This window comes from Streptomyces lycii (assembly GCF_009735685.1).
Classification (GTDB): Bacteria; Actinomycetota; Actinomycetes; order Streptomycetales; family Streptomycetaceae; genus Streptomyces; species Streptomyces lycii.
In genome coordinates, this window is record NZ_WHPN01000208.1 from 11742 (window position 1) to 38722 (window position 26981).

Genomic DNA, 26981 nt, shown 5'->3' on the forward strand with positions numbered 1-26981 from the left:
CGCGCCGAACGCGATCCGCCGTGCCGGACGGCGAAACCGTAGAGCCGTGCTACGGGGAGGTCAACGGGGCAACGGCCGGGGCAGGCCCGCCGGAGTGACCCCGGTCCAGTCCGGGCGCACCCCGGCGGCCTGGCAGAGCGCGATGTACAGCAGGATGGGATGGGTGTACGGCACGCCGTCCTCGGGCCAGTGCGCGAGCCGGGGCCGCGCCTCCGGGGCGGCCGGGCCGGTGACGAGGGCGTCGGGCGAGTAACGGGCCAGCGGGGCCCACGAGATGCCGATGTCCGCCCGCGCCGGCACGATCCACCACCAGCGGTCGGGATCGGTGAAGACACAGCCCGTGCGCGGCAGCAGGCGCTGGACGCGCAACCCGAGATGCGCGGACACGCCCACGGCGTCGTAGCCGAGCGGGGTGGAGAGGGCGGACGGCAGTTTCAGCCTGACACGGCGCCCGCCCGCCGGGATCCCGGCGCTCCGTCCGGCGGTGTCCTGCGCGATGCCGGCCAGCAGGCCGAGGATGCGTGAGGACAGCATCAGCAGGGCACACCGCCGCGCGGCGCGCGGTCCCGCCGTCCCGTGCCGAGCGGAAGCCGCGCCCACACCGTCCAGCCGCGGCCCGGCACGCTCTCCCGGATGCCCCAGGCCGTGCTCACCGCCTCGACGAGCAGCAGCCCGCGACCGTGTTCCTCGCAGGGCGGCCGGGTGTCCGCCGCCGTGCGTGCGAGCCCCTGGCTGCGCACCGTGATGTGCACGTGTCCGCCCCCTGTTTCCACGGCTTCCGGTTCCAGCCGGATCTCGCAGACCACCGACTCGCTGTCCGTGTGCACCACCGCGTTCGTGAACAGTTCCGAGACCACCAGCACGGCCGTGTCACAGGTGTCGGTGTCCACCCCCCACTCGGCGAGCCGGGCGCGGGCCCGGTGGCGTGCCCGGGCCACGAACGAGGATTCCGCGGGCAGGCTGAACCTCCCCCGCGGGTCCCGGTGAGGGGCCGGCACGCCGGAAGGCGCGGGTGGTGCCTCGGCAGAAGCCACGCTCGTTCCTCACACGGGAAGGCGGCGGCCGGGAAACGCGGAGCGACCCCGGCGCCGCAGCCAAGTGAACTGTGTCACTGCATCACTATGCTCGCCGTCCGGGACAGTTGGCAAGAAGCACTGTGAAAAATGCAGAGTTGCAAGTGCAGGGTGTTCGCGGCGCGTTGGCCGTGGCACACTGCCGGACATGGTGACCGCTGCAGGGGAGACACAAGGTGAGTGAGCCGCGGTCGGCTCCGACCGTGGGCCAGCTCGTCCTGGGCAAGAGACTTCAGCACCTGCGCGAGAAGGCCGGGCTGAAGCGTGAGGACGCGGCGAAGGTCCTCCATGTCACCGCGGCGACGGTGCGCAGAATGGAGACGGCCGAGGTCGCGCTGAAGATCCCGTACGTGCGCCTGCTGCTGGAGGCCTACGGAGTGGCGGGCCCCGACGCCGAGACCTTCGTCGGGCTGACCGAGGAGGCCAACAGGCCCGGCTGGTGGCAGCGGTTCCACGACGTGCTGCCCGACTGGTTCAGCGTGTACGTCAGCCTGGAGGGCGCGGCCCGGATCATCCGCGCCTACGAACCCCACGTCGTGCCCGGGCTGCTGCAGACCGAGGACTACGCCCGGCACATCCTCAGGACCGGCGCCGTCGGCCGCAACGGCCCCGCCGAGGTCGACCGCCACGTGGCGCTGCGGATGGAGCGGCAGAACCTGCTCACCCGGCCCGACGCCCCGCACCTGTGGGTGCTGATGGACGAGACGGTGCTGCGCCGCCCGGTCGGCACTCCGGAGATCATGCGGAAGCAGACCGAGGTGCTGCTGCGGGCGGCCGAGATGGAGAACGTCACCCTCCAGATCGCCGAGTTCTCCGCCGGCTGCCACCCGGGCACCTACGGCCCCTTCGTCCTCTTCCGCTTCGGCCTGCCCGAACTCCCGGACATGGTCTACGCGGAATACCTGACGGGGGCCGTCTACCTGGACGAACGCTCCGAGGTGGCCTCCCACCTCGAGGTCCTGGACCGCATGTCGGCCCAGGCGGCCACGGCACAACGCACGAGGGAGATCCTCCGGGATGTCCGCAAGGAGCTGTAGATGGACCGCATTTACAACGGCATGCGCGCCACCGACCTCGGCACCGAGGGCTGGTTCAAGCCGTGGAGCGGCGGCAACGGCGGCAACTGCGTCGAAGCCAGGCGGCTTCCGGACGGCAGGGTCGCCCTGCGCCAGTCCGCCGACCCCGACGGCCCCGCGCTGATCTGCACGCCCGGTGAGATCACCGCGTTCATCGACGGAGCCAAGGCGGGCCAGGCCGATTTCCTTCTATCCTGAGCCCGACCGGTGGCCGGCCCGCCCGCGCCGGCCACACCACGCACCCAGCTGCTGACCGAAGCGACGTATGAACGTCCGAGCACGGACCCCGGCGTGACCACCCGGAGTCCGGCGGGCGGCGGCCCCCCGCGCCGAAAGGCGCCCCCGCGGTCACCGCACGGCCCGCAACCCGACGCTCCATCACATCGCAGGAGGACAACAGCACATGGCCGAGGACAGCGCGACCCAGTCGTCCCAGGAACCGCCCGAGATCGACACCTCCGTGCCCAGCATCGCCCGGGTGTACGACGCCATTCTCGGCGGCAAGGACAACTATCCCGTGGACCAGGAGATCGCGGAGGAGGTGGGCAGAGCCTTTCCCGACGGCGGCGAGGGGGCGCGGACCAACCGCCGGCTGCTGGTGCGCGCCGTGCGCCACCTCGCCCGCCAGGGCATCGACCAGTTCCTCGACATCGGCTCCGGCCTGCCCACCGCGCAGAACACCCACGAGGTGGCCCAGGAGATCAACCCCGAGGTCAGGGTCGTCTACGTCGACAACGACCCGATCGTGCTCGCCCACGGCCGGGCGCTGCTCGCGAGGAACGACCGGACGGTCGTGGTCACCGCCGACATCCGGGAGCCGCAGCACCTGCTGAACCATCCCGACGTCACCGGGCTGCTGGACTTCGACCGTCCCGTGGGCCTGATCCTCAACGCCGTGGTGCACCACCTCCTCGACGAGGAGGACCCGTGCGGGCTGGTGGAGACGTACAAGAAGTGGATGAGCCCGGGCAGCTATCTGCTGCTGACGCACTTCTGCTCCTCGACGCCGCAGGCCCGCGGGCTGGAGTCGGTGCTCCGGCAGGCGCTCGGCCGGGGGCAGCTGCGCAGCATGGCGGAGATCGCCGCGTTCTTCGAGGGCCTGGAGATGGTCGAGCCCGGTGTGGTGTACCTGCCGTACTGGATGCCCGACGAGCCGGTCGAGGCACCGCTGGACATCGCCGGACTGCTCGTCGCGGGCGGCCTCGGACGCAAACCGCAGGACTGAGGCGCGCCTCCGGCCCGTGCGGGCCCGGCGGTTCCGGGCCGGGCGGTTCCGCGAAGCGGCGTCCCCGACGACGGGGCGCCGCTTTTCGCTGTCCGTACGGCACGCTGATCGTTATGCTGCGCCCGAAACGCTCAAACGAACACGAGGGGCGGGGCGGCATGCGGGAGCCGGTGGACCTGAGACGGCAGCGGATCCTCGCGGTCCTGGCGGCGCGGGGGCCGGTGCGGGTCGCCGATCTCGCGCAGGAGCTGGAGGTCTCGGTGGTCACGCTCCGCCGGGACGTGGAGGAACTGGCGCGGCTCGGCAAGCTGCGGCGCGGGCACGGCGTGGCCCGCCCGGCCGTCCCCGACGCGGCGGCGCCCGCCGGGTCCGCTGTGCCGGCGGGTGTGCCGGCGGGCCGGCCGGCCGCCGTCGAGGGGGACACGGTCGGCCTGGTGGTCCCCGAGCGGCACACGTACCTCTTCGAGGCGCTGCACGGCGCCCGCACCGTGCTGGAGGAGGCGGGCCTGCGGGTCGCGCTGCACATCACGCCGCAGGCGGGCGGCGGAGAACGGGCCATGGCGGAACGAGCCCTGGCGAGCGGCGTGCGCGGGCTGCTGCTGGCCCCGCGCTGGCGCGGCGCCGACGCCGAGGAGGGGGACCACGGCTGGCTGGGCGCGCTCGGGGTGCCGGCGGTGCTGATGGAGCGCCGGCCGCGGCCCGGCAGCGCGGGGCACGCGCTGGACTCCGTCTGCTCCGACCACTGGTACGGCGTCCACCTCGCCCTGGACCATCTGCTCTCCCTCGGGCACAGCCGGATCGTGCTCGCCGCCCGGGACGACAGCCCGACCGCGCGGGCGCTGCGGGCCGCGTTCCGCGAGATCGCCGCCGCCCGGCCGGAGGTGGCGGACTGGGCGGTCACCCTGAGCGCCCCCGACGCGGTGCCGGGTCCGCCGGGCAGCCGCGCCTGGGACCCGTCCGGCCTCGCGGACCTGCTGCGGCGGCGCGGTGCGACAGCCGCCGTGCTGCACGGCGACGTGGACGCGCTGATGCTGGTCGAGCAGCTGGCGGAGGCCGGGATCCGGGTGCCCGGGGACTGCTCCGTGGTGGCCTACGACGACGTGGTCGCCGCCCTCGGCAGTACCCCGCTCACCGCGGTCGCCCCGCCCAAGGCCGAGGTCGGGCGGGCGGCCGCCGAACTGCTGCTGCACCGGCTGCGGCAGCCGGCCGGCGCCCGCCCGGCCCCGGTGCGCCGGATCGAGCTGCTGCCGGAGCTGAAGGTCCGCGGCTCGGCCGTCCCCGCCGCGGCCGGAGCCGGGTGAACCGGCGTTTTCCGCAGGTCGGGACCGCGATCGATTGACCGTTTTAGTTTCTTCTGACCGGTCTATTGACCGGGTTGCCGTGTGCGATCAGTATTCCCGTGTCCCGAACCGAGCCGCGGGAGGCCCACCATGCACGGTCGACTCAGCCGCCGGTCCGTGCTCGCCGCGACGGCCGCACTGCCGCTGGCCGCGACGGCGGCATGTACCGGTGGCGTCGAGGACAACACCCCGGCCGCGCGCGGCGGAAGCGGCGGCAGGCGGCCCGTACGGGTCACCTTCTGGTCCGCGCTGCGCGGCAGCCAGGAAGTCGTCGACGCCTTCAACAGCACCCACGACCGCGTCCAGGTCGACTTCCAGCAGATCCCCAGCGGCGGACAGGGCGGCTACGCCAAGCTCAGCAACGCCGCCCGGGCCGGAAACGCCCCGGACGTCGCCACGATCGAATACCCGCAGGTCCCCGGGTTCGCCATCGACGGCGTCGCCCGCGACATCACCGACCTGGTCGGGGACGACCTGCGCGCGAAGCTGCTGCCGCAGGCCTGGGGCCTGACCAGCTTCGAGGGCCGCACCTTCACCGTCCCCCTCGACGTCGAGCCGATGGTGCTGCACTACCGCACCGACCTGTTCCGGGAGTACGGCGTCGACGGGGCGCCCGCGACCTGGGACGAGTTCGAGGAGGCCGCCCGCCGGGTGCGCGACCGGGCCCCGGACGACCGCCGCCTCGCGCTGTTCCCCACGGACGGCATGACGCAGTTCGCCGCGTACTCCTGGCAGGCCGGCGCCCGCTGGTTCGACACCTCCGACGGTGCCTGGAACGTCTCCATGGCCGACGCCGCCACCCGCCGCGTCGCCGCGTACTGGCAGCGCCTCGTCGACGCGGACCTCGTCCACATCAACGCCACCGAGGGCACCCGGCACACCGCCCAGATCGGCCAGGGGCAGCTGCTGGCCAAGCTCAGCGGCGCCTGGGACGCCGGCGCCCAGATGAACTCCCACCCCGGCCAGACGGGCAAGTGGGCCGTGGCCCCGCTGCCGCAGTGGGACACCGGCCGCCCCGCCACCGGCACCCACGGCGGCTCGACCTTCGCCGTCACCAAGGACTCCCGGAACCCCGAGGCCGCCATGGAGTTCATCGCCTGGCAGGTCAGCCACCCCGACGCGCTGCGCGCCCGGCTGTCCAGCGGCGCCAGCAGCCAGCTGCCCGCCGCGCCCGAGCTGATCGAGGTCGGCCGCGAGGCCTTCGACCGGACGTACTACGGCGGCCAGGACATCTACGCGCTGTTCCGCCGCGAGGCGGAGATGATCGACGACAGCTGGACCTGGGGCCCTCGCATGACGGCGACCCAGAAGGTGATGCAGGACGGCTTCGCCCGGGTCGGTCACGGACGCGGCTCGCTCATCGACTCCGTACGCCAGGCGCAGCGCGGCACCATGCCCGACCTGAAGGCGCTGGGCCTCGCCACCACCGAGCACAGCAACTGACGGCGGCTCAGCAGCCCCGCACCGCAACAGTCCCGCACGACAGCAGTCCCGTACCGCAACAGCCGCGCACCGCAGCAGACCACCGGCCGCCCCGGCAGCCGACCGATCCGACCGCGCAGAAAGGCAGGTGGGCCCATGAGCACGACCGTGTCCGCGACCACCGGCGACTCCCGGCCCGCCGGCCCGGCCCGGGCCCCGGCCACGGCCGCACCGCCGGCGTCGGCACGCCGGGCCGGGCGCCGCAGGCTGGGCGCCTGCGCGCTGCTGATGACCCCGTTCTTCGTGCTGCTCGTGGCCGTCTTCCTGGTCCCCGTCGGCACCGCCCTCTGGCTGAGCTTCTTCGGAGCCGACCAGCCGGGCCTGGGCTTCGGCCCCGAGCGGACCGTCTTCGTCGGGCTGCGCAGCTACACGGCAGCGCTCACCGACCCGACCTTCCTCGGCGGCCTGGCCACCGTGGCCCTGTACTGCCTGCTCTACATCCCGCTGATGGTGCTGTGCGCGCTGGCGCTCGCCCTGCTGCTCGACTCGGGCGCGGTGCGGCTGCGCGCCTGGGCGCAGCTGTCGCTGTTCCTGCCGCACGCCGTGCCCGGCATCATCGCCGCGATCATCTGGCTGTACCTCTACACCCCCGGCCTCAGCCCGGTCGTCGACCTCCTCGCCCGGGCCGACATCACCGTCGACTTCCTCGGGATCAACGCCGTCATCCCCTCCATCGCCAACATCGCGATGTGGAGCAACCTCGGCTACAACGTCATCATCCTGTACGCCGCGCTCCAGGCCGTGCCCCGCGAGGTGATCGAGGCGGCCGTGGTCGACGGCGCCGGCCCGGTGCGCACGGCAGTGCGGGTCAAGACGCCGCTGCTGCGCCCGGCGGTCGTGATGGTCGCCATGTTCACCCTGATCTGGAGCATGCAGCTGTTCACCGAACCGATGCTGCTCAGCCAGTCCGCGCCGTTGATCAACTCCCGCTTCACCCCCAGCATGTACATCTACGACGCGGCCTTCACCCGGAACAACTACGGCCTGGCCGCCGCCGCGTCCGTCGTGCTGCTCGCCTGCACCATCGCCCTGTCGTACGGCGTCACCCGCTGGACGAACCGGGCGGACACCGCCGAGGAGGCCGCCCGATGAGCGCCACGACGCCCGCTCTGCGCCCCCGCGCCCTGGGCCGCACCGCCGTCAACACCGTCGTGGGCATCTCGGTGCTCTACACCCTGCTGCCCGTGCTGTGGCTGGTCCTCGCCGCGGCCAAGAACCGGGACGCGCTGTTCAGCAGCGACCTGCTCTCGGCGGGCGACTTCTCCCTGGCAGCCAACATCGGCGATCTGTTCGCCATGGACGGCGGGCTCTACGGGCGCTGGTATCTGAACAGCCTGCTGTACGCGGTGGTCGGCGCCGCCATCGGCGCCCTCATCAGCACCGCCTGCGGCTACGCGTTCGACAAGTACCGCTTCCGGCACAAGGAGAAGCTGTTCGGCCTGGTGCTGGCCGCGGTCATGGTCCCGCAGACCGTCCTCGCGCTGCCGCTCTACCTCATGGCCTCCGGCGTCGGCATGGTCAACACCTTCTGGGCGGTCTTCGTCCCCGTTCTCTTCAACCCGTTCGGGGTGTACCTGGGCCGCATCTTCAGCCGCGGCTACGTCCCCGACGAGGTGCTGGAAGCGGCGCGCGTCGACGGCGCCGGGGAACTGGCGAGCTACTTCCGGGTCGCGCTGCGCATGCTCGGCCCGGGTGTCGTCACCGTCTTCCTCTTCCAGCTCACGGCCATCTGGAACAACTTCTTCCTGCCCATGGTGATGCTCTCCGACCAGCAGCTCTACCCGGTCAGCCTCGGCCTCTTCGCCTGGAACAGCTCGGCCACCGTCTCACCGGAGTACTACCCGGTCGTCGTCACCGGCTCGCTGCTCGCGGTGGTCCCGCTGATTCTCGCGTTCATGCTGCTCCAGCGTTTCTGGCGGTCGGGTCTCACCGCGGGCGCGGTCAAATAGGGCCCGGAGGTCCGCGGCGCACCCCGCCCGCGGCGCATCCCACCACGACCAACCGGAGGACCCTGATGCCGACCGCGCGCCACCGGCCCCGCACCGCCCTCGCCATGAGCCGGGACGCCGCCACGGCCGTCTTCGGCCCCGGCCACGAGGGGCTGGCGGCGCTCGCCGCCGTCTGCGACCTGGCGCCGCCGCCCGTACTCGACGACTTCGCCGGCGACCGGGCCCGCGCCGTACTCGCCGACACGGAGCTGCTCGTCACCGGCTGGGGCTGCCCGCCCGTCGACGCCGCCGTGCTGGATGCCGCGCCCCGGCTGCGGGCCGTCGCGCACACCGCGGGGAGCGTCCGCCAGCATCTGACCGAGGCATGCTGGGAGCGGGGCCTGGAGGTGTCGTCGGCCGCCGCGGCCAACGCCCTCCCGGTCGCCGAGTACACCGTCGCGATGATCCTGCTCGCCGGGAAACGCGTCCTGGAACGCGCCCGCGACTACCGGGCCGCCCGCGCTCCCGAGAACTGGCTGCGCACCGACCGCACCCTCGGCAACTACGGCCGTACGGTCGGCATCTGCTCCGCGTCGCTGATCGGCCGCCGGGTCATCGAGCTGCTCCGCCCGTACGACCTGCGCGTCCTGCTGTACGACCCGTACGTGGACACCGCCGGGGCCGAAGCCCTCGGGGCGCGCCCCGTCGGGCTGCGCGAACTGTTCGAGGAGAGCGACACGGTCAGCGTGCACACCCCGCTGCTGCCCGAGACCCGCGGGCTCGTCAGCCGGGAGCTGCTGGCCGCGATGCGTCCCGGCGCGACCCTGGTCAACACCGCGCGCGGCGCCGTCGTCGACCAGGACGCGCTGACCGAGGCGGTGGCCGCCGGCCGGGTCCACGCCGTCCTCGACGTCACCGAGCCCGAGGTGCTGCCGCCCGGGCACCCCCTGTGGGACTGCGAGAACGCCCTGATCACCCCGCACCTGGCGGGCTCTCAGGGCAACGAGTGGCAGCGGCTCGCCGATCTGACGACCGCCGAGGTCGCCCGCTGGGCCGCGGGCGACGGCTTCGCCCATCCCGTACGACGCGAAAGGCTGGCCTTCCTGGCATGAGCGCCCCCGTCACACACGACCTGCTGCGGATGCCCGCCGAGGACCGCTCCCTGAGCCCGTACACCGGCTGGACCCGGGAGCACTGGGAGAGGGCCGCCGACGGACTGGTCCGTGCCGCCTGGCGCTGGGCCACCCCGGGCGGCGCGCTGCTCGACCTGCCGGGGCGGCCCTCCCGCTCCGGGGTCCGCTCCGACGGGCTGGAGGCGTGGGCCCGGACGTTCCTGGCCGCCGCCTTCCGGACCGCCGGCGCGGGCGGCGCGGACCCCCGCGGCCTGCTCGGCCGGTACGCGGACGGCCTCGCGGCCGGCACCCGCGGCCCCGGCCGCGCGGACCAGGAGTCCTGGCCGCTGATCCTCGACCACCACGTCCAGGGCCAGCCCATGGTCGAGTCCGCCTCGGTGGCGCTCGGACTGCGGCTCACCCGGCCGTGGCTCTGGGACCGGCTCGACGACGGTGTGCGGGACCGGGCCGAGGAGTGGCTGCGCGGCGCCCTGCGGCACACGCCGGCCCCCAACAACTGGTACCTGTTCCCGTTCACCGTCGCCGGATTCCTGGAATCGGTGGGGCGCGGCGACCGCGAGACGGAACGCGCCGTCGAGCGCGGCCTCGGCCTGCTGGAGAGCTGGTACCGCGGCGACGGCTGGTACGCCGACGGCGACGGACGCGCCTTCGACCACTACAACGGCTGGGCCCTGCACCTCTATCCGCTGCTGCACGCCCACCTCGCCGGCGACCGGACACTGCTGGACCGGTACGGCCCCCGGCTGCGCGAACACCTGGAGGGCTTCGCCCTGCTGTTCGGCGGCGACGGCGCGCCCGTCCACTTCGGGCGCTCCATGACGTACCGTTTCGCCGCCGGGGCCGCGGTGGGCCTCGGGGCCGTCACCGGGCACACCCCGCTCACGCCCGGCGCCTCCCGGCGGCTCCTCAGCGGCTGTCTGCGGCACTTCCTCGACCGGGGCGCGGCGGGCGCCGAGGACGGGCTGCTCTCGCTCGGCTGGTACGGGCCGCACGAGGCGACGCTCCAGAGCTACTCCGGGCCCGGCTCCCCGTACTGGGCCTCGAAGGCGTTCGTCGCGCTGCTCGCCCCCGCCGGCGACGCGCTGTGGACCGCCCCGGAGGAACCGGCGCCCGCCGAGGGCCCGGACCGGGTGCTGGCGCTGCCCGCGCCGGGACTGCTGGTGCAGACGACCGGCGCCGACGGTCTCGCCCGGCTGCACAACCACGGCAGCGACCACGTCCGGCCGCACGAGGGGGACGCGCCCGGGACCCACGACCCGCTCTACGGCCGGCTCGCCTACTCCACCCGCACCGGGCCGACGGCCACCGGCAACACCGCCGACAACCACCTGTCCGTCGAGCGGGGCGGCACCCTGTCCGTCCGCAGCCGCATCCACCCGCTGGGCGCGGGCGGCGGCGACGGCTGGGGCTGGGCCGCGTCCTGGCACCGGCCGGTCTTCCCCGCCGGGCCGCCCATGGTGCCCGGGCTGCGGGTCACGAGCGTCACCGTCGTCCGCGGCCGGTACGAGCTGCGCGTCCACCGGGTCACCGGGCTGCCTCCGGCCGCGCGGGTGCGGCTGACCGGCTGGGCCGTGCCGCCCGGCCCGGCGGAAGGTGAGCCGCTCACCTCCCAACTCCTCGGCCTGCACGGCTGGTCCGGTCCCGAGCCGCAGGAGGTACGGGCCCCGCAGGGCACCGCGTTCACCCGCTGGGCGGTGCTGCCCCGGCTGTCCGCGGCGCCCGGGGAGGACACGGCGGTCCTCGTCGCCCTCGCCTCGCTCACCGGCAGCCCGTCCCCGCGGCCGCCGGCCGGGGTCGCGGTCGTGACGGCGGCGGACCGCGGGGCGGCGGAGGTGCGGTGGACGCAGGACGGGGCCGTCACCCGCGTCGCGTTCGACCCGCTCGCCGTGTCACACGGCGGCGCCGAGTGATCCCGTACGCTCCCGTACCGGCATCAACCCTGCTCAACACGGGTCCCGGGGTCGGCGGTTAGCCTGTGGCCATGCTCAGAGTCGGCGGGGAGCCCATGCGGCACGGCACCATGCGGGAACGCAATCTCGCCGTGCTGCTGGGCGAGATCTCGGCGCACGGGCCCGTCACCCGGGCACGGCTCGCCGCACACACCGGTTTCACCAAGACCACGGTCTCCAACCTGCTGGCGGTGCTGGCGGAGGCGGGACTCGTCCGGGACGGCGACCTGGTGCACGAGGGGGAGCGCGGCCGGCCGGGGGTGGGTGTCACCGTCAACGGCGAGGGCCCCGCCGGGCTGGGCCTGGAGATCAACGTGGACTATCTCGCGGCCTGCGTGCTCGACCTCGGGCGCCGGATCCGCTACCGCCACCTGGTCACGGCGGACAACCGCGCCCGGTCCCCGGAGGACACCGCGGCGGGCCTGTCCCGGCTCGCCCACCAGGCCGTCGACGCGGCGGCCGAGCAGGGGCTGAGCGTCACGGGCGCCGTGGTCGCGATCCCCGGAGTCCTCGCGGGCGAGCGGGTGGTGCACGCGCCGAACCTCGGCTGGCACGACGTCCCGGCCGCCGCCCTGCTGCGGGACGTGCTGCCCCCGCTGCTGCTGCCCGTCGGCCACGACAACGAGGCCAACCTCGCCGCGCTGGGCGAACTCTGGTTCGGCGCGGGCCGGCCGCTCGGCGACTTCCTGCACGTCTCGGGCGAGATCGGGATCGGCGCGGGGCTCATCGTCGGCGGACAGGTCTTCCGCGGCGCGCACGGATTCGCGGGCGAACTCGGCCACATGGCGGTCGCGCCCGACGGGCCGGAGTGCACCTGCGGCGGCCGCGGCTGCCTGGAACGGGTCGCCGGGCAGGAGGCGATCCTGCGGGCCGCCGGGCTGACCGGGGTGACGCCCGGTTCCTCGGCCGGGCCCAGGGAATCGATCTCGGCCCTGGTCCGGCTGCTGCGGTCCGGCGACGCGCAGGCGCGGGAAGCGGTGGCCGTGGCGGGGCGCGATCTGGGGACCGCGCTCGCCGCGACCGTCAAGGTGCTCGATCCCGACACGGTCGTGCTCGGCGGCATCTTCTCCCCGCTGGCCCGGTGGATCCGTACACCGGTGGAAGCGGCGCTCGAGAACGGGGCGCTCTACGGCGCCGTGCCTCCCGTGGTGGTCTCTCCGCTGGCCGGAGAGGCGGCCGTGCTCGGGGCCGCGGGCCTGGTCATCGAACGGATCCACGCCGATCCGGCCCGGCTGCTGCGCTGAGCCGGGTCCGGGCGGAACGGCGGGCGCCCAACCCGCCGGACGCCCAATCCGGTTGTGACCCGGCGCGGAGTGTGGATCTAATACGCGCGTGACCGCAGCGTCCGGATCAACTCTGCCGCAGCCTCCCGCACGCCTCCCGGACCGCCCGGGCGCTCGGATCGCCGTCGTCGGCGCCGGGCCCGTCGGCGTCGGCCTCGTCGAACGGCTGCTCGCCAACGCGCCCGTCCTGGCCCCCGGCCGCGCCCTCGAAATCGTGCTCGTCGACCCCTTTCCGCCCGGCGCGGGCCGGGTCTGGCGCACCGGCCAGTCGCCGCTGATGCGGATGAACTCGCCGGCCCGGGACGTGACCCTGTTCCCCGACGAGTCCGTGGAGTGCGCCGGCCCGGTGCGCCCCGGCCCGGCACTGGACGCATGGGCCGCCGCCACCGCCGCCGGCGAACTGCCCCCGGTCGCCGACGAGCGGCTCCGCGACGACGTGCCGCCGGTCGGGCCGCGGTCCTTCGCGCCGCGCCGGTTGCAGGGCGCCTATCTGACCTGGTTCCTCCACCAGCTGGCCGGCCAGGCACCTCCGGGTGTGCGGGTGTTCGCCCACGCCGGGCGGGCGACCGCGCTGGAGCGCCGCGCCGACGGCCGTCAGCTGATCCGCACGGCCGACGGCGCCGGACTGCCGGCCGACGCGGTCGTGCTGGCACTGGGCCATGTGGACGCCCGCCCGTCCGGCCGGGACGCGGAACTCGCGGCGTTCGCCGCCGAGAACGGGCTGCTCCACCTCCCGCCCGGCTACGCCGCGGACCTCGACCTCTCCGCCGTCCCCGCCGGCGCGGACGTCGTCGTACGAGGACTGGGCCTGGCCTTCTTCGACTTCATGGCGCTGCTGACCGAGGGCCGCGGCGGACGTTACGTCCGCGAACCCGGCGGGGCCCTGCGCTATCTGCCCAGCGGCCGCGAACCCCGGCTGTACGCCGGGTCCCGGCGCGGGCTGCCGTACCGCTGCAAGCCCCGGCACACCCTGCTCGCGCCGAAGCCGGAGCAGCCGCGCCACTTCACGGACGCGGCCGTCGACTCGGCGGCCGCCCGCGCGGCGGCCGAGCGGCGCCCCGTGGACTTCCGCCGTGAACTGTGGCCGCTGCTGGCGAAGGAACTCCGGCACGCCTACTACCGCGAGCTGTTCACCGCCCAGCCCCGGCGCACCGCCATGTCCTGGGCCGAGTTCGAGTCCCGGCACGACGCCGCGGACACCCCGGAGGCGACGGCCGCCCTGGTCGCCGCAGCGGTGCCCGACTCCTCCGACCGGCTGGACCTCGACGAACTCCGCGAGCCCCTGCGGGGGCTGACCGCGCCCACACCGGAGGCGCTCCAGAAGCACCTCTGCGCGCATCTGGAACGCGACCTCGCCCGCAACGGCGACCCGGCCTGCTCCGCCGACACCGCCCTGTATTCGGCGCTGCTCATGCTGTTCGGACGGCTGCCCCGCGTCCGCCCGCTGCTCAGTGCGCGGTCGCAAACGGAGGACCTGGACGGGGCGTGGTTCTCGCTGTTCAACTTCGTGGCCAGCGGGCCGCCCGCGTTCCGGGCGGAGGAGCTGCTGGCGCTGTGCCGCAGCGGCGTCGTGACGTTCCTGGGCTCCGGCACCCGGGTCGAGGCCGACCGGACGCGCGGGGTCTTCCGGGCCCGCGGGGCCAACGCCCCCGGCGAGGTCACCGCCCGGGTGCTCATCGACGCGCGGCTGCCCGCCCCGACGGTCGAGCACACCGCGGACCCGCTGCTCGGCGCCCTGCGGGACGCGGGGGAGGCCGCCGAGGAGGTGCTGGCCGATCCGTCCGGCGGCTACCGGCATCCGACGGGCCGGATCGCGGTCGACCCGGAGGGGCGTCTCCTGGACACCGCGGGACGGCCGCAGCCCGCGCGCTTCGCCCTCGGCTGGAACACCTCGCTGCGCGGGGCCCGCGCCTTCGCCCTGCCCCGCACCAACGCCATCACCTTCCGGCACGGCGACCTCGTGGCCCGGGCGGTGCTGCGGGGCCTGCCGGGCGGCACGGACTAGGCAGCGGCCGGGCACGGAATCCGCGACCACAGAGCCGCCGCGCCGCCGCGCCGCCGTGCCGCCGTGCCGCCGTGCCAGGGTGTGATCGCGTCGCCGTCCGGCCGCCTCACGCCCGGTTCCGGCGCCGCCCGGTCGCCCACCGCGCCGCAGCACCGTGCCGCAGAGCCGCAGAGCCGCAGAGCCGCAGAGCCGCGGAGCCGTAGCGCGCGCAGCCGTAGCGCCGCGGCCCCGTGCCGTCATGGCGCCATACCGCCGTCGCGCGCCGCCTCGCCGCGTCCCCGTCGCGCCGCCCCCGCCCGTCCCGGGCCGTCGGTCCACGTACCGGACTTAGTGCCGCCGACGGACAGAGTTCATCTTCTGGCGCGGTGACGCCCCACCGGGCGGCCCGTGGTGCCGGAAGCCTTCATTCCCCGAACTCACCTGTCACAGAAGAGGCTTGACGCCCCACAAACCTTGCTGAACTATTTGGTCCATCACGTTGACGAATACCTGGCACCATCCGTCCCGATCGAGCCGCGGCCTGTGGAGAGACCCATGCTGAGCGTTGTGATCCCGAGCTACTACAACGCGCAGTGCCTTGAGCTCACCCTGCGCTCGCTCACCCGGCAGACGCTCCCGGCCGATCTGTACGAAGTCGTGGTCGTCTACGACGGCTGCCCCGTACCGGAGCGGCTCGATGAGCTGCGCCACACCGTGCCGTTCCGCCTCACCGAACTGCCGCTCCCGGCCCGCCGCGGCCGGTCGGCGGCGCGCAACGCCGGCATCCGGGCCGCCCGGGGCGACCGCGTGCTGCTCCTCGACAACGACTCGCTCTGCCCGCCCGACCTGCTCGCCCGGCACCACGAGACCGGGGAGAAGCACCCGGACGCCGTCGTCATGGGCGGCCGCGGCGAACTGGCCGCGCAGGGCTGGGCCGTGCTGCGGGAGGTCTCCGACGGCGGGCCGCTGCCCACCGCGCCGCCCGGCGGGCACGACGTACGCGCCGCCACCATCCAGGACGAGCCCTGGCTGTACGGCTTCTCGCACAATCTCTCCGTCGGCCGGGCGGAGGCTCTCGCGGTCGGGCTGTTCGACGAGGACTTCGGCACCCGCTGGGGCGGGGAGGACCTCGACTTCTCGTACCGTCTCTTCCGCCACCTCGGCCGGGACGCCGCCAAGTTCCACTACGAGCCGTCCATCCTGTGCTGGCATCTGCCGCACTACCGCGATCTGGAACGGACCTACGCCGACCACCGCGAAAGCCTCGCCCACCTGCGCGACAAGCACCGCCACTTCGAGGTGGAACTCGTCTCCGGGCTGCCCGAGGTGCTGGCCGGCTCCCTCGCCGACATCGCCGCCCGCGTCGCGGACTACCGCACGGTCATGGACATCTGCCGCCGCGAGAAGCTCTGCTCGGCCGAGCCCTGGCGCCCCGTCGCCGAGCGGCTGCTGGGCGACGGCTCCCGGGCGCTGTGCGTCGGCTACGACACCGCGCCCCTCGCCGGACCCAACGGGATGACCTTCGACTACGGCCGCCCCGTCACGGACACCAATCTGCATCTGCTGGGCGTCGACGTGCCCTTCGCCGAGGGAACGTTCGACGCCGTGCTGAGCACCGACTTCTGGCGGCTGCTCCGGCTGCCCGACCTGCTGCCGTTCATCGCGGAGTCGCTCACCGTGGCCGGCACCCTGCTGCTGGCCGCCTCGGACGAACTCACCGACCGCGGACCGGCACTCGGCTTCGACCCGCTGACGGACCTCGACTACTTCACCGACCTGCTGGCCCCGGCCTTCCGCGTGACCCGCGAGGCCGTGCCCGGCACCGGCACCGTGCTCACCGTCGTACCCGCCGGCCGGGAGCGCCGGCCGGGCCGCGCCCGGCGGGGGACGCCCGCGGCCTGACCGCCGGCCGCGGGGCGGGCAGCCGGCGGCGACCAGACGACCAACGGGGGAACGTATGTGCGGGATCTGTGGTGCCGTCGGGGAACGGCGGGGTAAGGGCGGGGACGCCGTCGCGGCGATGCTCGACGCGATGACGCACCGGGGCCCGGACAGCCGCGGGGCCGCGGTCGCGGACGGCGTCGCGCTGGGCGCCTGCCGGCTCGCGGTCATCGGTCCGGAAGCGGCTTCCCAGCCGCTGAGAAGCGCCTGCACGGACCTGACGCTCGTGGTCAACGGTGAGATCTACAACCATGTCGAGCTGCGCCGCGAACTGGAGGCGCGCGGCCACCGGTTCACCACCGGCGGCGACTGCGAGGTGATCCTCCACCTCTACGAGGACGAGGGCCTCGACGCCCTGAAACGCCTGCGCGGCATGTTCGCCCTCGCACTGCTCGACCCGGCGGAACGCCGGCTGCTGCTGGCCCGCGACCGGATGGGGGAGAAGCCGCTCTATCTCGCCGAGACCCCCGACGGGTGGTGCTTCGCCTCGGAGATGACGGCACTGCTCCGCTCCGGGCTGGTACCGCTGGAGATCGACCACGGCAGCCTCCGCGAATACCTCCACTACCAGTACGTCCCCGAACCGGCGACCCTGCTGGCCGGGGTGCGCCAGCTCCCGGCCGGCAGCTGGCTCGACCTCGACCTCGACACCGGCAAGAGCCGCACCGGGGTGTACTGGGACCTGGAGGCGGCACCCGCACTCCCCGGAGACCCCGCGGCCGTGCTGGAGGCCGGGCTGCGGGACATCGGCAGGATCGTCGTACGCTCCGACGCGCCCATCGCCGTCGCCCTCAGCGGCGGCCTCGACTCCACGATCGTCGCCTCCCTGGCCGCCGCGAACGCCCCCGGCGTCACCGCCGTCGGCGTCGGCTACGCCGGCCGCCCGGCCATCGACGAACGGCGCCACGCCACGAGGGCCGCGGCCGCACTCGGCGTGCGGCTCACCCATGTCGAGCTGTCTCCCGCAGACGTCGCCGAGGACTTCGACGCCCTGGTGCAGGCCCTGGACCACCCCGTGGCCGACCTCGCCGGACCCGCCTACCACGCCGTCGCCAAGGCCGCGCACGACGAGGGCTGCCGGGTGCTGCTCCTCGGCCACGGCGGCGACGAACTCTTCTGGGGCTACCGCTGGGTGGACACCGCGCGCGCCGCGCTGGCCGGCCACGACCCGGCCGGCGTCACCCGCGGCCTCCTCTACCGGCACATGGAGGTCGTCCGGGACAGCGCCCGGCTGCTGCCCGGGCTCTGCTCCCCGGACTGGCCGCACCGGCTCCCGGACGACGACGGCAGCGGGCCCGGGAGCGGACCGGACACCGGCACCACCCTCCCGGTCCGCCTCACCCGGCTGCTCGCCGACACCTATCTGCGCTCCAACGGCGTCGCCCAGACCGAACGGCTGTGCATGGCGCACAGCGTGGAGACCCGGCTGCCGCTGCTGGACCACTGCTTCGTGGACCTCGTCACCGGCCTGCGCAAACACGCCCGGGACGACGCACTGCCCGCCAAGGACCGGCTCCGCGCGGCCGCCGCCCCGCTGGTCCCCGGCTTCGTCGCGGGCAAGCCCAAGACGCCGTTCTACACGCCGACCCGGGACTGGCACGCCGCCCTGTTCGCCGCGCACGGCGACCGCGTGGCCGACGGCTGGCTGCGCTCGGCCGGTGTGCTCAGCCCGGCCGGAGCGGTCCGCGCCGCGCGCGGCCGCACCGGCGTGGGATCGGGCACCTCGCTCTCGTACAAGGCCCTGATGTTCGAGACCTGGTACGCCGCCCTGCGCGCCGCCCACCGGCCGCCGGGGGGCGGCGCCCCGCGGGGCGGTCCCGCAGAGAACGGCTCACCGAAGAACGCCACAACGGACCACGGACAGAAAACGGGGTAAGCACCTGATGCGCGACACCGAAATCGAGCGGCTGCTCCGCCGCGAGGACGAGCACTATCTCAACGTCATCGACCTCATCGCCGCGTCCAACGCGCCCGTCGCGGACGTCCGCGACAACCGGGACTGGGGCGTCGCCCAGTTCCGGTCCGCCGAGGGGCACGTCGGCCGCAAGCCGTACGCGGGCACCGGGAACTTCGACGCGATCGAGCGGCTGACCGCGCTCCGCGCCCGCACCCTGTTCGGCGCCGAACACGCCAACGTCCAGCCGGTCTCCGGCTCCCTGGCCAACCTCGCCGCCTACCGCGCGCTGATGCGGCCGGGCGACACCCTGCTGTCCATGTCCATGGCCTCCGGCGGGCACCTCTCGCACGGCCACCGCAAGCACCTGGTCACCGACCTCTTCCGGGTCGTGCACTACGACGTCGACACCGAGAGCGGGCTGCTGCGCTACGACGAGATCCGCGAGATCGCCGAACGCGAGCGGCCGAAGGTCCTCGTCGCCGGCTACTCCGCCTACCCCCGGGCCGTCGACTTCGCCCTGTTCGCCAAGATCGCTCAGGAAGTCGGGGCCCGGCTCGTCGCCGACATCTCGCACATCGCCGGGCTGGTGGCCGCCGGGCTGCACGACAATCCGTGCGACCAGCCGGGCACCGTCGTCACCACCTCCGTGGAGAAGACGCTGCGCGGCACCCGCGGCGGCATCGTGCTGTGCTCCGAGGAACTGCGCCCGGCGGTGGACTCGGCCGTCTTCCCCGGCCTCCAGTCCTCGGTGGGCCTGGCCGGGCTGATCTCCCTGGCCGAGACCCTGTACGACGCCGCCACCCCGGAGTTCCGGGCCTACCAGCAGCGCGTCGTCGGCAACGCCCGCGCCCTCGCCGGCCATCTGCTCGACGGCGGCCTCGACCTCGTCTCCGGCGGCACCGACACCCATCTGCTGGTGATCGACCTCACCCGCACCGGACTGTCCGGACAGGAGGCCGAGCGCCGGCTCCAGGACCTCGGGATCCTCTCCAACCGCAACCTGCTGCCCGGTGACCCGCGCCCGCCCTTCCAAGCCAGCGGCCTGCGCCTGGGCACCCCCACCGTCACCTCCCGCGGCTTCGACGCCGACGACATCCGGGAGCTGGCCGGCATCGTGCTCGAAGCGGTGCTGGCCGAACGCTGGGACTCCGCCCCCGCGGCCCTGCGGGCGCGGACCACGGCGCTGCGCGACAAACCCCGCGCGGACGACGCCCTGGCCGACCTCGCGCCCCTGGCCGCGGCGGCACCGGCGGTCGCCGATGCCCGCTGAAGCGCCCGCCCCGTCCCGCCGCACCCGCGTCGGCTTCCACGCCTTCCGCACCTACACCCGCCACCCCGGCAAGGACGGGGCGAACTTCGCGTACACCGAGCTGGGACGGCTGCTGCGCGGCTCCGACGCCGTGGACCCGCGGCCGCACGACGTCGTCGAGCTGTGCCGCAGCGACGCCGTGGCCCGGGAGACGCTCGCGGGCTGCGACGTGGTGGTCGCGACGGCCGGTCCGCACGCCTATCTGTACTTCCACCTCCGGGAGCGCCTCGGGCTCCGCTTCCGCATCGTCCGGGACGTGCGGACCGCGCTGTGGAACGGCTATCTCCAGCAGGAGGCGCTGGCCGCACCGTATCTGCGCGGCGGTGACGTCCTCTATCACTCCTCCCGTTACTCACTGGCCCTGTTCAGCGCGCTCTTCCCGCATCTGGCCGGCACCGCGCAGACCGTCTGCTATCCGCTGCTGCACTGGTTCCCACCGGAACTGGAGAACTCCTGGACCGGGAGCCGCGGCCCGGTCCGCCGGCCGGGGGCCCGCCGCACCCGGCGGATCGGCTTCGTCGGACGGCTGACCGACGACAAGAACCACGCCCAGGCGCTGGACCTGCTGGCCGAGCTGAACCGGCGCGCCCCGGGCCGCTTCGAGCTGCACGCCGTGGGCGAGGGGAGCCCGCCGCGCCGCGGCCCGGGCGCGCAGGGCGGCCCGGACCTCCCCGGCTACCGCTGGACCCCGCCGATCGACCGGGCCCGGCTGTGGGAGCACTACCGGACGTTCGACACCCTCTTCTTCCCGTCGACCTCGTCACTGGAGACCTTCGGCCGGGTCCTCGTCGAGGCCTCCTACATCGGCACGCCCGTCCTGGCCTCGGCGCACGCCGCCACCTCGGAACTGCTGCCCGCGCAGGCGCTGGTACCCACCGCCTACCGCACGGACCGCGAGTTCACCACGCACTTCGCGGCCCGCCTCGGGGACGTCGACACCGGTCACGCCGCGGATCTGCTGGAGTCCGGCGAGGCCCCGCCGCGCGCCGAGGGGCACCGCTCCTACGCCCGTCACGACCGGCTGCTGCTGTCCCTGGTCCTGGACGGGCCCGGCGCGGACACGGGCGCGGGGGCGGAACCGACCGGAGTCCAGCGCGACTTCATCTCCCGGATACGGACCGCCGGACTGCGCTCCGTGCCCGGCCCCGCCCAGGCCGACGCCCTGATCTCCCGCATCCGCGGGCCCTTCGTCGCGCTTCACGAGCGCGGCCGGCCCGGCTACTTCGCCACCCTCGCCACGCTCCTCGCCCGCTCCCGGCACCGCGGCAAGACCGTCTCCTTCCTGCGGAAGAGCCTGCTGCACGGCGAGGACCTCAGCAACATCGGCGGCATCGACCTGCAACTCAGCCATCTCATCGGCCACGAGCCCCGCTTCCGCATCGCGGCGGCCCGCACCGCCGTGCCCGGGGACGACAGAGAACGGGAAACGCCATGCTCAACAAACTGATCGTGGGCTACGACACCACGGCGTTCGACTTCGCAAGAGCCGTCTCCTCGGCGGTCGGGGTCCCGGACCTCGCCCGCTGGCACGAGTGGTGCACGCCCGAGGAGGAGACCCCGGGCTTCGGCAACCAGGCCTCGGAACTGCACCAGCGGCTCTACGACACCGGGCCCGCCTTCGAGGACCTCTACCGGCGCTTCGTGGCCACCACCGTCACCGAACTGGTCGGTGAGCCCGTGCGCTACCAGAACGTCCCCAACTGGCGGATCCAGCTGCCCGGGCGGCACGGTGTCGGCAGCTACCACCAGGACCGGATGGGCGGGCACAACTCCGCCGAGATCACCTTCTGGGTGCCGCTGACGGACGTCACGGAGGAGAACACCCTGTGGGTGGAGTCCGCCGAGGGGCGGGGCGACTACCGGCCGGCGGTCATGCCGTACGGGCGGATGCTGGTCTTCGACAGCGCCGACCTGATGCACGGCAACGTGCGCAACGGCTCCGAACGGACCCGGGTCAGCTTCGACTTCCGCGTCATCCCCGAATCGGTGTACGACACCGGCCTGAACACGCCGCACCACACCGGCATCGACGGGCCCCTCCAGTGGCTCGCCGCCTGACGCCCCGGCCGCCGCGCGGCCGGCCCGCACCGGACACAGAAGGACCCGCCCTCCCATGAGCCTTTCCGTGGTCATCCCGCACTACCGGCAGCTCCGCTGCCTGGACCTCACCCTCGGCGCGCTCGCGGACCGGAGCCCGGACCCGGGCCCGTTCGAGGTGCTGGTCGTCGACGACGACTCGGGCGACGGCGTCGCACCGGTCGTGGCCCGGCACCGGGACCGGCTGCCCGTCCGGCTGCTCCGGCAGCCCGTCAACCGGGGCCGGGCGGCCGCCCGCAACCGCGGGGCCGCCGAGGCCTCCGGGGAACGGCTCCTCTTCCTCGACGCGGACTCCCTCGCCGACCCGGCGCTGCTCGCCGCCCACGCCCGGTTCCACCGCACCCACCCGGACAAGGTGCTGCTCGGCGCGCGCCGGGAGGGCGACTGGGGCGCGGCCGCCGGCGCCCCCGCCGTCCGCGCGGGGGAGGGCCGCGGCCCGGCGTACGGGCAGGACATGCGCTACCGGACGGGGCTGGACCCCGCCGCGTTCGACCGCCATCCGGTGCCGTGGATCTTCGGCTACAGCCACAACATGTCGGTGCCCGCGGACGCGTTCCGCGCCTGCGGCGGCTTCGACGAGGCGTTCGCGGGCTGGGGCCACGAAGACCTGGAGCTGTCCTACCGGCTGTTCACGGCGGCCGGACGGGCCCCCGGCCACTTCCGTTTCGACCCGGACGCTCTCTGCCACCACCTGCCGCACTTCCGGCGGGAGCGGGACAACTGGGCCCAGGCCGAGCGGATGCTGCCGTACATCACGGAGAAGCACCGCGGCCTGGAGACGGAGTTCGTCGAGGAGGGGCCGCTGAGCGTCTGCGACACCCTGCCGGTCTATCTGCGGCGGCTCCGCCTGCTGCACGCCGCCGTCCCCGGCGCGGCCCGGGACGAGGCGCTGGCCGCGCTCCCGGCGCCGCTCGCCCCCGGCCGGCTGGTGGTCGGGGCGGGCCTGGCCAAGCGGTCGTGGGAGCCGGCCGAGGGCGGTCCGGTCGAGCTGATCGACCACCGGCCGCCGGAGAGCGGCGAGGCCCCCGGGCTCGTCGGGATCCACCTGCCGTACCCGGACCACCGGTTCGCCGACCTGGTGAACCTCGACCTCTGGCGCGTGCTGACGCCCGAACACCTGTCGCGGCTGATCCTGGAGGGGCTGCGGGTGGCGAGGGCCGTGTACCTCTGCCACACGAAATCGGTGCCCGGGGCGGCCGCGGCCGGGCTCGCCGGCGACCCGGAGTACGTGTGCGACCTGCTCGCCGCCTGCTGCGACGCCCGCGTGGTGCACGACGGGGAGCGGGCCGCCGTGATCCGCGCCAAGCGCCGCTGATGGCCGGGGACGAGCGGCGCGCCGGGATCCGGGAGCGGTGGGACGCCTACCGGGCCGAGGCGGTCGCGCCGCGGCTGCTCATCGTGCGTCAGCTCCCGCACGCCGGGGCCGGGCTCGCCGCGGCTCTCCTGGCCGTCAACGTCCTGCTCGGGCTGATGCCGGTGCTGTTCGTCGTCGAGACCAGCGTGCTCATCGGCCGGGTGCCGGACGCGGTGAGGGGCGGCACGGACTCGGCAGCCTGGCACGCACTCGTCACCGCGTTCCTCGTCGCCTCCGCCGCCTTCGCCGGGCAGCAGGTCCTCGCCCCGCTCCAGGCCGCGCTCGGTGAACGCGTGCAGCGGCGGGTCGACGGCTACTTCACCCGCCGACTGATGGCCTCCTCGCTGGCCGCTGTGGGCATCGCCCCGCTCGAGGACCAGCGGACCCTCGACGCGCTCCGCGAGGCGAGCCGCCGGCTGGAGACCAGCTGGCACACGCCCGGACACGCCACGGCGGGACTGCTGGCCCTCGTCGCCCGCTACACCCGGCTGCTGGCGCTCGCCGTGCTCGTCGGAGCGGTGACGGCTCCGGCGGCGGGGGCCGCGATCCTCGGCGCGGCCCTGGTGTTCCGCTACGGCCAGCGTGGCGGCCAGCGCAAGTACGCCCGGGTCTTCAAGGAACACCTGCCCGCCGAGCGGGAGGCCGCCTACTTCCGGGACGTCGCCACCGGCGTCGACGCCGCCAAGGAGATCCGGGTGTTCGGACTCGTGGGCTGGCTCAGCGACCGGTACCGGAGCAGTCACCTCGACTCGCTGTACCCGATGTGGCGTGCCCGGCGCCGCATCTATCTGAAGCCGTACTTCGGCTACACCGCGCTCGGGCTCCTCACCGCGGGCGCCGTGACGGCCTGGACCGCGCGGGGCGCCGCCGCGGGGACGTTCTCGCTGACCGCCCTCGCCCTCGCTCTCCAGGCCGCGGTCGCCGCGCTGCTGCTGGGCGAGCACTATCCGGAGTCCGACGCGAACACCCAGTTCGGCATGGACGCCGTACGCGGCCTCGCGGACTTCGAGAGCCGGCTGGCCGAGCGGCTGCCCGGAGACGTCACCGCGGACGCGACCGGCGACGCGCGGGGCCTGCCGCGTGAGGGCGTCCGCTTCCGCGACGTCTCCTTCCGCTACGCCGGCGGCCGGCGGCCGGTGCTCGACGGCCTGGACCTCGTCCTGCGCGCGGGGGAGTGCACAGCGATCGTGGGCCTCAACGGCGCGGGCAAGACGACGCTGGTGAAGCTCCTCGCCCGGATGTACGAGCCCACCGGGGGCACCGTCCTCGTCGACGGCCAGGACGTGCGGACCTTCGCCGTCGACTCCTGGCGGCGGCAGATCGCGGTCATCTTCCAGGACTTCAACCGGTACGAGCTGTCCGCCGCCGACAACATAGCCCTCGGTGCCGTCGAACGACCGCCGGACGCCGCCGCGGTGCGCTCGGCCGCTCAGAAGGCCGGCGTCGCCGGGGCGCTGGAGCGGCTGCCGCGCGGCTACGACACCCCGCTCTCCCGGCAGTACGAGGGCGGCGCCCAGCTCTCCGGCGGCCAGTGGCAGCGGGTGGCGATCGCCCGCGCGCTGTACGCCCTCGACGCGGGGGCCCGGGTCCTGGTGCTGGACGAGCCCACGGCCGCGCTCGACGTGCGCGCGGAGCGCGAGTTCTTCAGCCGGTTCGTCGAACTGACCCGCGGGGTGACGACGCTGCTCATCTCGCACCGCTTCTCCTCCGTGCGGCACGCCGACCGCATCGTCGTCCTGGAGGACGGCCGGGTCGCGGAGGACGGCACGCACGGCGAACTGCTCGCCCGCGGCGGCCGCTACGCCGAGCTGTTCCGGCTCCAGGCGGAACGCTTCGCGGAGCCGGAACGGCCCGGGGCGGCCCCCGCCGTGCCCGCACCGGCCGAGCCGACGGAGGACACGCCGTGACGGACACCGTCCGCAGCTGCTGGACCATGCTCGGCATGGCCTGGCGGCAGAGCCCTGTGAAGACCGCCGTCTCGGTCGTGCTGATGCTGCTCAACGCGGTCGCCCTGCCGTTGCTGGCCCTCGCCCTCCAGCGGACGGCGGACGCCGTGGTCGCGCGCGACACCGCCGGCGCGACCACCGCCGGGCTCGCCGTCGCGGTGCTGGCCATCTGCGCGCTGACCCTCGGCCACTTCGCGCACATCGCCTACTACGAACTGTCCGAGATCAACATCCTGGAGTTCGACCGGGAACTCATCGACCTGGCCAACGGCTCGGCCGGACTGGAACACCACGAACGCCCCGAGTACGCGGACAAGATGGGCGTGCTCAAGGAGGAACTGCAACGGCTCGGCTGGGGCATGTACGGCCTGCTGTCCGTCGTCTCGCTCGCCCTCGCCATGGTCGTCACCGGCCTGCTGCTCGCCCTCGCGCACCCGGCGCTGCTGCTGCTCCCGCTCGCCGCGATACCGCCCCTGGTCACCAGCCGCCGCGCGCAGCGCGTGCTGGACCGGGCCCGCGACGCGGCCGCCCCCGCCTCCCGTGAGGGCCGCCATCTGTTCCGCCTCGCGACGGGCGCCGGACCCGCCAAGGAACTCCGCGTCTTCCGGCTCCAGCGGGAGGTGCTCCGCCGCCACGAGACCGCCTGGGACCGGGCCGCCAACCGCATGTGGCGGGCCGAGAAGCGCGCGCTGCTGCTCACCGCCGGCGGGCAGCTCGTCTTCTCCGCCGCTTACATCGGGGCGGTGCTGCTCGTCGTCCGGCAGGTCGTCGCGGGCCGCGGCACGGTCGGCGACGTGGTGCTCGTCATCACGCTGGCGTCCCAGGTCAACCAGCAGGTCACCCAGGCCGTCACGCTGCTGCGCGAACTCCAGCGGATGGCCGAGGCGCTGACCCGGCTGCGCTGGCTGCGGGACCTCGTCGCCCGGCAGGCGCCCCCGCCACCGGACGCGGACGTCCCGCCGGTCCTCCGGGACGGCATCGAGCTGCGCGGGGTGGCGTTCGGCTATCCGGGCGGCGGGCGGCCGGTGCTCTCCGGAGTCGATCTGCGGCTGCCGGCCGGTTCCACGGTCGCCCTCGTCGGCGAGAACGGCGCGGGCAAGACGACCCTGGTGAAGCTGCTCTGCCGGTTCCACGACACCACCGAGGGCACCGTCACCGTGGACGGCACCGATCTGCGCCGGATGCCCGTCGAGGACTGGCGGTCCCGGATCGCCGCCGGATTCCAGGACTTCGTGCGGTTCGAACTGCCCGCGGGGCGCGCGGTGGGCGTCGGTGACCTGCCCGCGCTCGACGACGGGGCGGCGGTCACGGCCGCCCTCGGCCGGGCCGGTGCCGCTGACGTCCTGGACCGGCTCCCGGACGGCTTGGCGACCCCGCTCGGCAAGTCCTACACCGACGGCGCCGAACTCTCCGGCGGCCAGTGGCAGAAGCTCGCCCTGGGCCGCGCCATGATGCGCGAAGAGCCGCTGCTGCTCGTGCTCGACGAGCCGACCTCGGCCCTGGACGCCGAGGCCGAGCACCGGCTGTTCGAACGGTACGCCCGGAACGCGAGGCGGGCGGGCCGGCGGACGGGCGCCGTCACGCTGTTCGTCACCCACCGCTTCTCCACCGCGCGGTCGGCCGACCTCGTGGTCGTCGTCGCCGACGGCGGAATCGCGGAAGCGGGCAGCCACACGGAGCTGCTGGCCCGCGGCGGCCTCTACGCGGAGCTATACACCCTCCAGGCCGCGGCCTACCGGCGCGGCGGCCCGGGCGCCTCACCGGACACCGGGGTCCCGGACACCGGGGTCCCGGACACCGGGGTCCCGGACACCGGGGTCCCGGACACTGAGGCGCCGGACACCACTGCACCTGACACCACTGCACCTGACACCACTGCACCTGACACCACTGCACCTGACACCACTGCACCGGGCACCACTGCACCGGGCACCGCGGCTCCGGACGGTGCCCCGGCGGACCCC

General features: G+C 74.3%; 21 protein-coding genes. 19 read left to right on the forward strand and 2 right to left on the reverse strand.

Translation table 11 applies throughout. From position 1 onward, the window contains the following. Positions 1-60: 60 nt before the first annotated feature. Both GCU69_RS08475 and GCU69_RS08480 read right to left on the reverse strand, forming a co-directional pair. A complete protein-coding gene (locus GCU69_RS08475) occupies positions 61-534 on the reverse strand; it encodes a hypothetical protein (RefSeq protein WP_235978331.1) in 474 nt (157 codons plus the stop codon). Further along, on the reverse strand, positions 534-998 hold the full coding sequence (locus GCU69_RS08480; protein ID WP_257155592.1) for an ATP-binding protein: 465 nt from the start codon (positions 996-998) through the stop codon (positions 534-536). The genes GCU69_RS08475 and GCU69_RS08480 overlap by 1 nt, the downstream gene beginning before the upstream one ends. A 251-nt stretch (positions 999-1249) precedes the next feature. On the opposite strand from GCU69_RS08480, the gene GCU69_RS08485 reads away from it, so the two are divergent. The 19 genes from GCU69_RS08485 to GCU69_RS08575 all read left to right on the forward strand — a co-directional run. Beyond that, positions 1250-2110 carry a helix-turn-helix domain-containing protein gene (locus GCU69_RS08485; protein WP_098750311.1) on the forward strand — a complete coding sequence of 287 codons (861 nt, stop codon included), beginning with the start codon at positions 1250-1252 and terminating at the stop codon, positions 2108-2110. Continuing rightward, a complete protein-coding gene (locus GCU69_RS08490; RefSeq protein WP_098750312.1) occupies positions 2111-2347 on the forward strand; it encodes a DUF397 domain-containing protein in 237 nt (78 codons plus the stop codon). It begins immediately after the preceding gene. A 205-nt stretch (positions 2348-2552) separates the two neighbouring features. Beyond that, on the forward strand, positions 2553-3374 hold the full coding sequence (locus tag GCU69_RS08495) for an SAM-dependent methyltransferase (RefSeq protein ID WP_098750313.1): 822 nt from the start codon (positions 2553-2555) through the stop codon (positions 3372-3374). Between the two features lie 158 nt (positions 3375-3532). Beyond that, complete coding sequence (locus GCU69_RS08500) at positions 3533-4675, forward strand: substrate-binding domain-containing protein (RefSeq protein ID WP_156205547.1); 1143 nt, start codon at positions 3533-3535, stop codon at positions 4673-4675. A 129-nt stretch (positions 4676-4804) separates the two neighbouring features. Then, a complete protein-coding gene (locus GCU69_RS08505; RefSeq protein ID WP_156205548.1) occupies positions 4805-6157 on the forward strand; it encodes an ABC transporter substrate-binding protein in 1353 nt (450 codons plus the stop codon). Positions 6158-6292: 135 nt separating this feature from the next. Continuing rightward, a complete protein-coding gene (locus GCU69_RS08510) occupies positions 6293-7288 on the forward strand; it encodes a carbohydrate ABC transporter permease (RefSeq protein WP_098750316.1) in 996 nt (331 codons plus the stop codon). Next, a complete protein-coding gene (locus GCU69_RS08515; protein ID WP_098750317.1) occupies positions 7285-8145 on the forward strand; it encodes a carbohydrate ABC transporter permease in 861 nt (286 codons plus the stop codon). The genes GCU69_RS08510 and GCU69_RS08515 overlap by 4 nt, the downstream gene beginning before the upstream one ends. Positions 8146-8210: 65 nt before the next feature. After that, positions 8211-9236, forward strand: coding sequence for a hydroxyacid dehydrogenase (locus tag GCU69_RS08520; RefSeq protein WP_098750318.1), 1026 nt, complete (start codon positions 8211-8213; stop codon positions 9234-9236). Continuing rightward, entirely contained in the window at positions 9233-11167 is a 1935-nt protein-coding gene (locus tag GCU69_RS08525; RefSeq protein ID WP_235978333.1) for a DUF2264 domain-containing protein, read from the forward strand. The genes GCU69_RS08520 and GCU69_RS08525 overlap by 4 nt, the downstream gene beginning before the upstream one ends. Positions 11168-11238: 71 nt before the next feature. Continuing rightward, the gene (locus tag GCU69_RS08530) at positions 11239-12450 is read left to right on the forward strand and encodes an ROK family transcriptional regulator (RefSeq protein WP_156205549.1); all 1212 of its coding nucleotides are present in this window, start codon (positions 11239-11241) and stop codon (positions 12448-12450) included. An 88-nt stretch (positions 12451-12538) separates the two neighbouring features. Beyond that, positions 12539-14494: an FAD/NAD(P)-binding protein gene (locus tag GCU69_RS08535; protein ID WP_235978334.1), complete on the forward strand. Its 1956-nt coding sequence runs from the start codon at positions 12539-12541 to the stop codon at positions 14492-14494. 534 nt (positions 14495-15028) lie between these two features. Next, positions 15029-16375, forward strand: a complete 1347-nt coding sequence (locus tag GCU69_RS08540; RefSeq protein ID WP_156205550.1) for a glycosyltransferase family 2 protein — start codon at positions 15029-15031, stop codon at positions 16373-16375. 55 nt (positions 16376-16430) lie between these two features. After that, positions 16431-18290: an asparagine synthase (glutamine-hydrolyzing) gene (asnB, locus tag GCU69_RS08545; protein ID WP_156205551.1), complete on the forward strand. Its 1860-nt coding sequence runs from the start codon at positions 16431-16433 to the stop codon at positions 18288-18290. Between the two features lie 7 nt (positions 18291-18297). Continuing rightward, complete coding sequence (locus GCU69_RS08550) at positions 18298-19581, forward strand: serine hydroxymethyltransferase (RefSeq protein WP_156205552.1); 1284 nt, start codon at positions 18298-18300, stop codon at positions 19579-19581. Next, the gene (locus tag GCU69_RS08555) at positions 19571-21067 is read left to right on the forward strand and encodes a glycosyltransferase (protein WP_156205553.1); all 1497 of its coding nucleotides are present in this window, start codon (positions 19571-19573) and stop codon (positions 21065-21067) included. Before GCU69_RS08550 ends, GCU69_RS08555 begins: the two co-directional genes overlap by 11 nt. Then, a complete protein-coding gene (locus GCU69_RS08560) occupies positions 21052-21678 on the forward strand; it encodes a phytanoyl-CoA dioxygenase family protein (RefSeq protein WP_098750323.1) in 627 nt (208 codons plus the stop codon). The genes GCU69_RS08555 and GCU69_RS08560 overlap by 16 nt, the downstream gene beginning before the upstream one ends. Positions 21679-21733: 55 nt before the next feature. Continuing rightward, positions 21734-23032, forward strand: coding sequence for a glycosyltransferase family 2 protein (locus GCU69_RS08565; RefSeq protein WP_098750324.1), 1299 nt, complete (start codon positions 21734-21736; stop codon positions 23030-23032). Beyond that, a complete protein-coding gene (locus tag GCU69_RS08570) occupies positions 23032-24978 on the forward strand; it encodes an ABC transporter ATP-binding protein (protein WP_156205554.1) in 1947 nt (648 codons plus the stop codon). Before GCU69_RS08565 ends, GCU69_RS08570 begins: the two co-directional genes overlap by 1 nt. Further along, positions 24975-26981: ABC transporter ATP-binding protein (locus tag GCU69_RS08575; RefSeq protein ID WP_156205555.1), on the forward strand; the 2007-nt coding region annotated here is incomplete at its 3' end. The genes GCU69_RS08570 and GCU69_RS08575, both read left to right, overlap by 4 nt.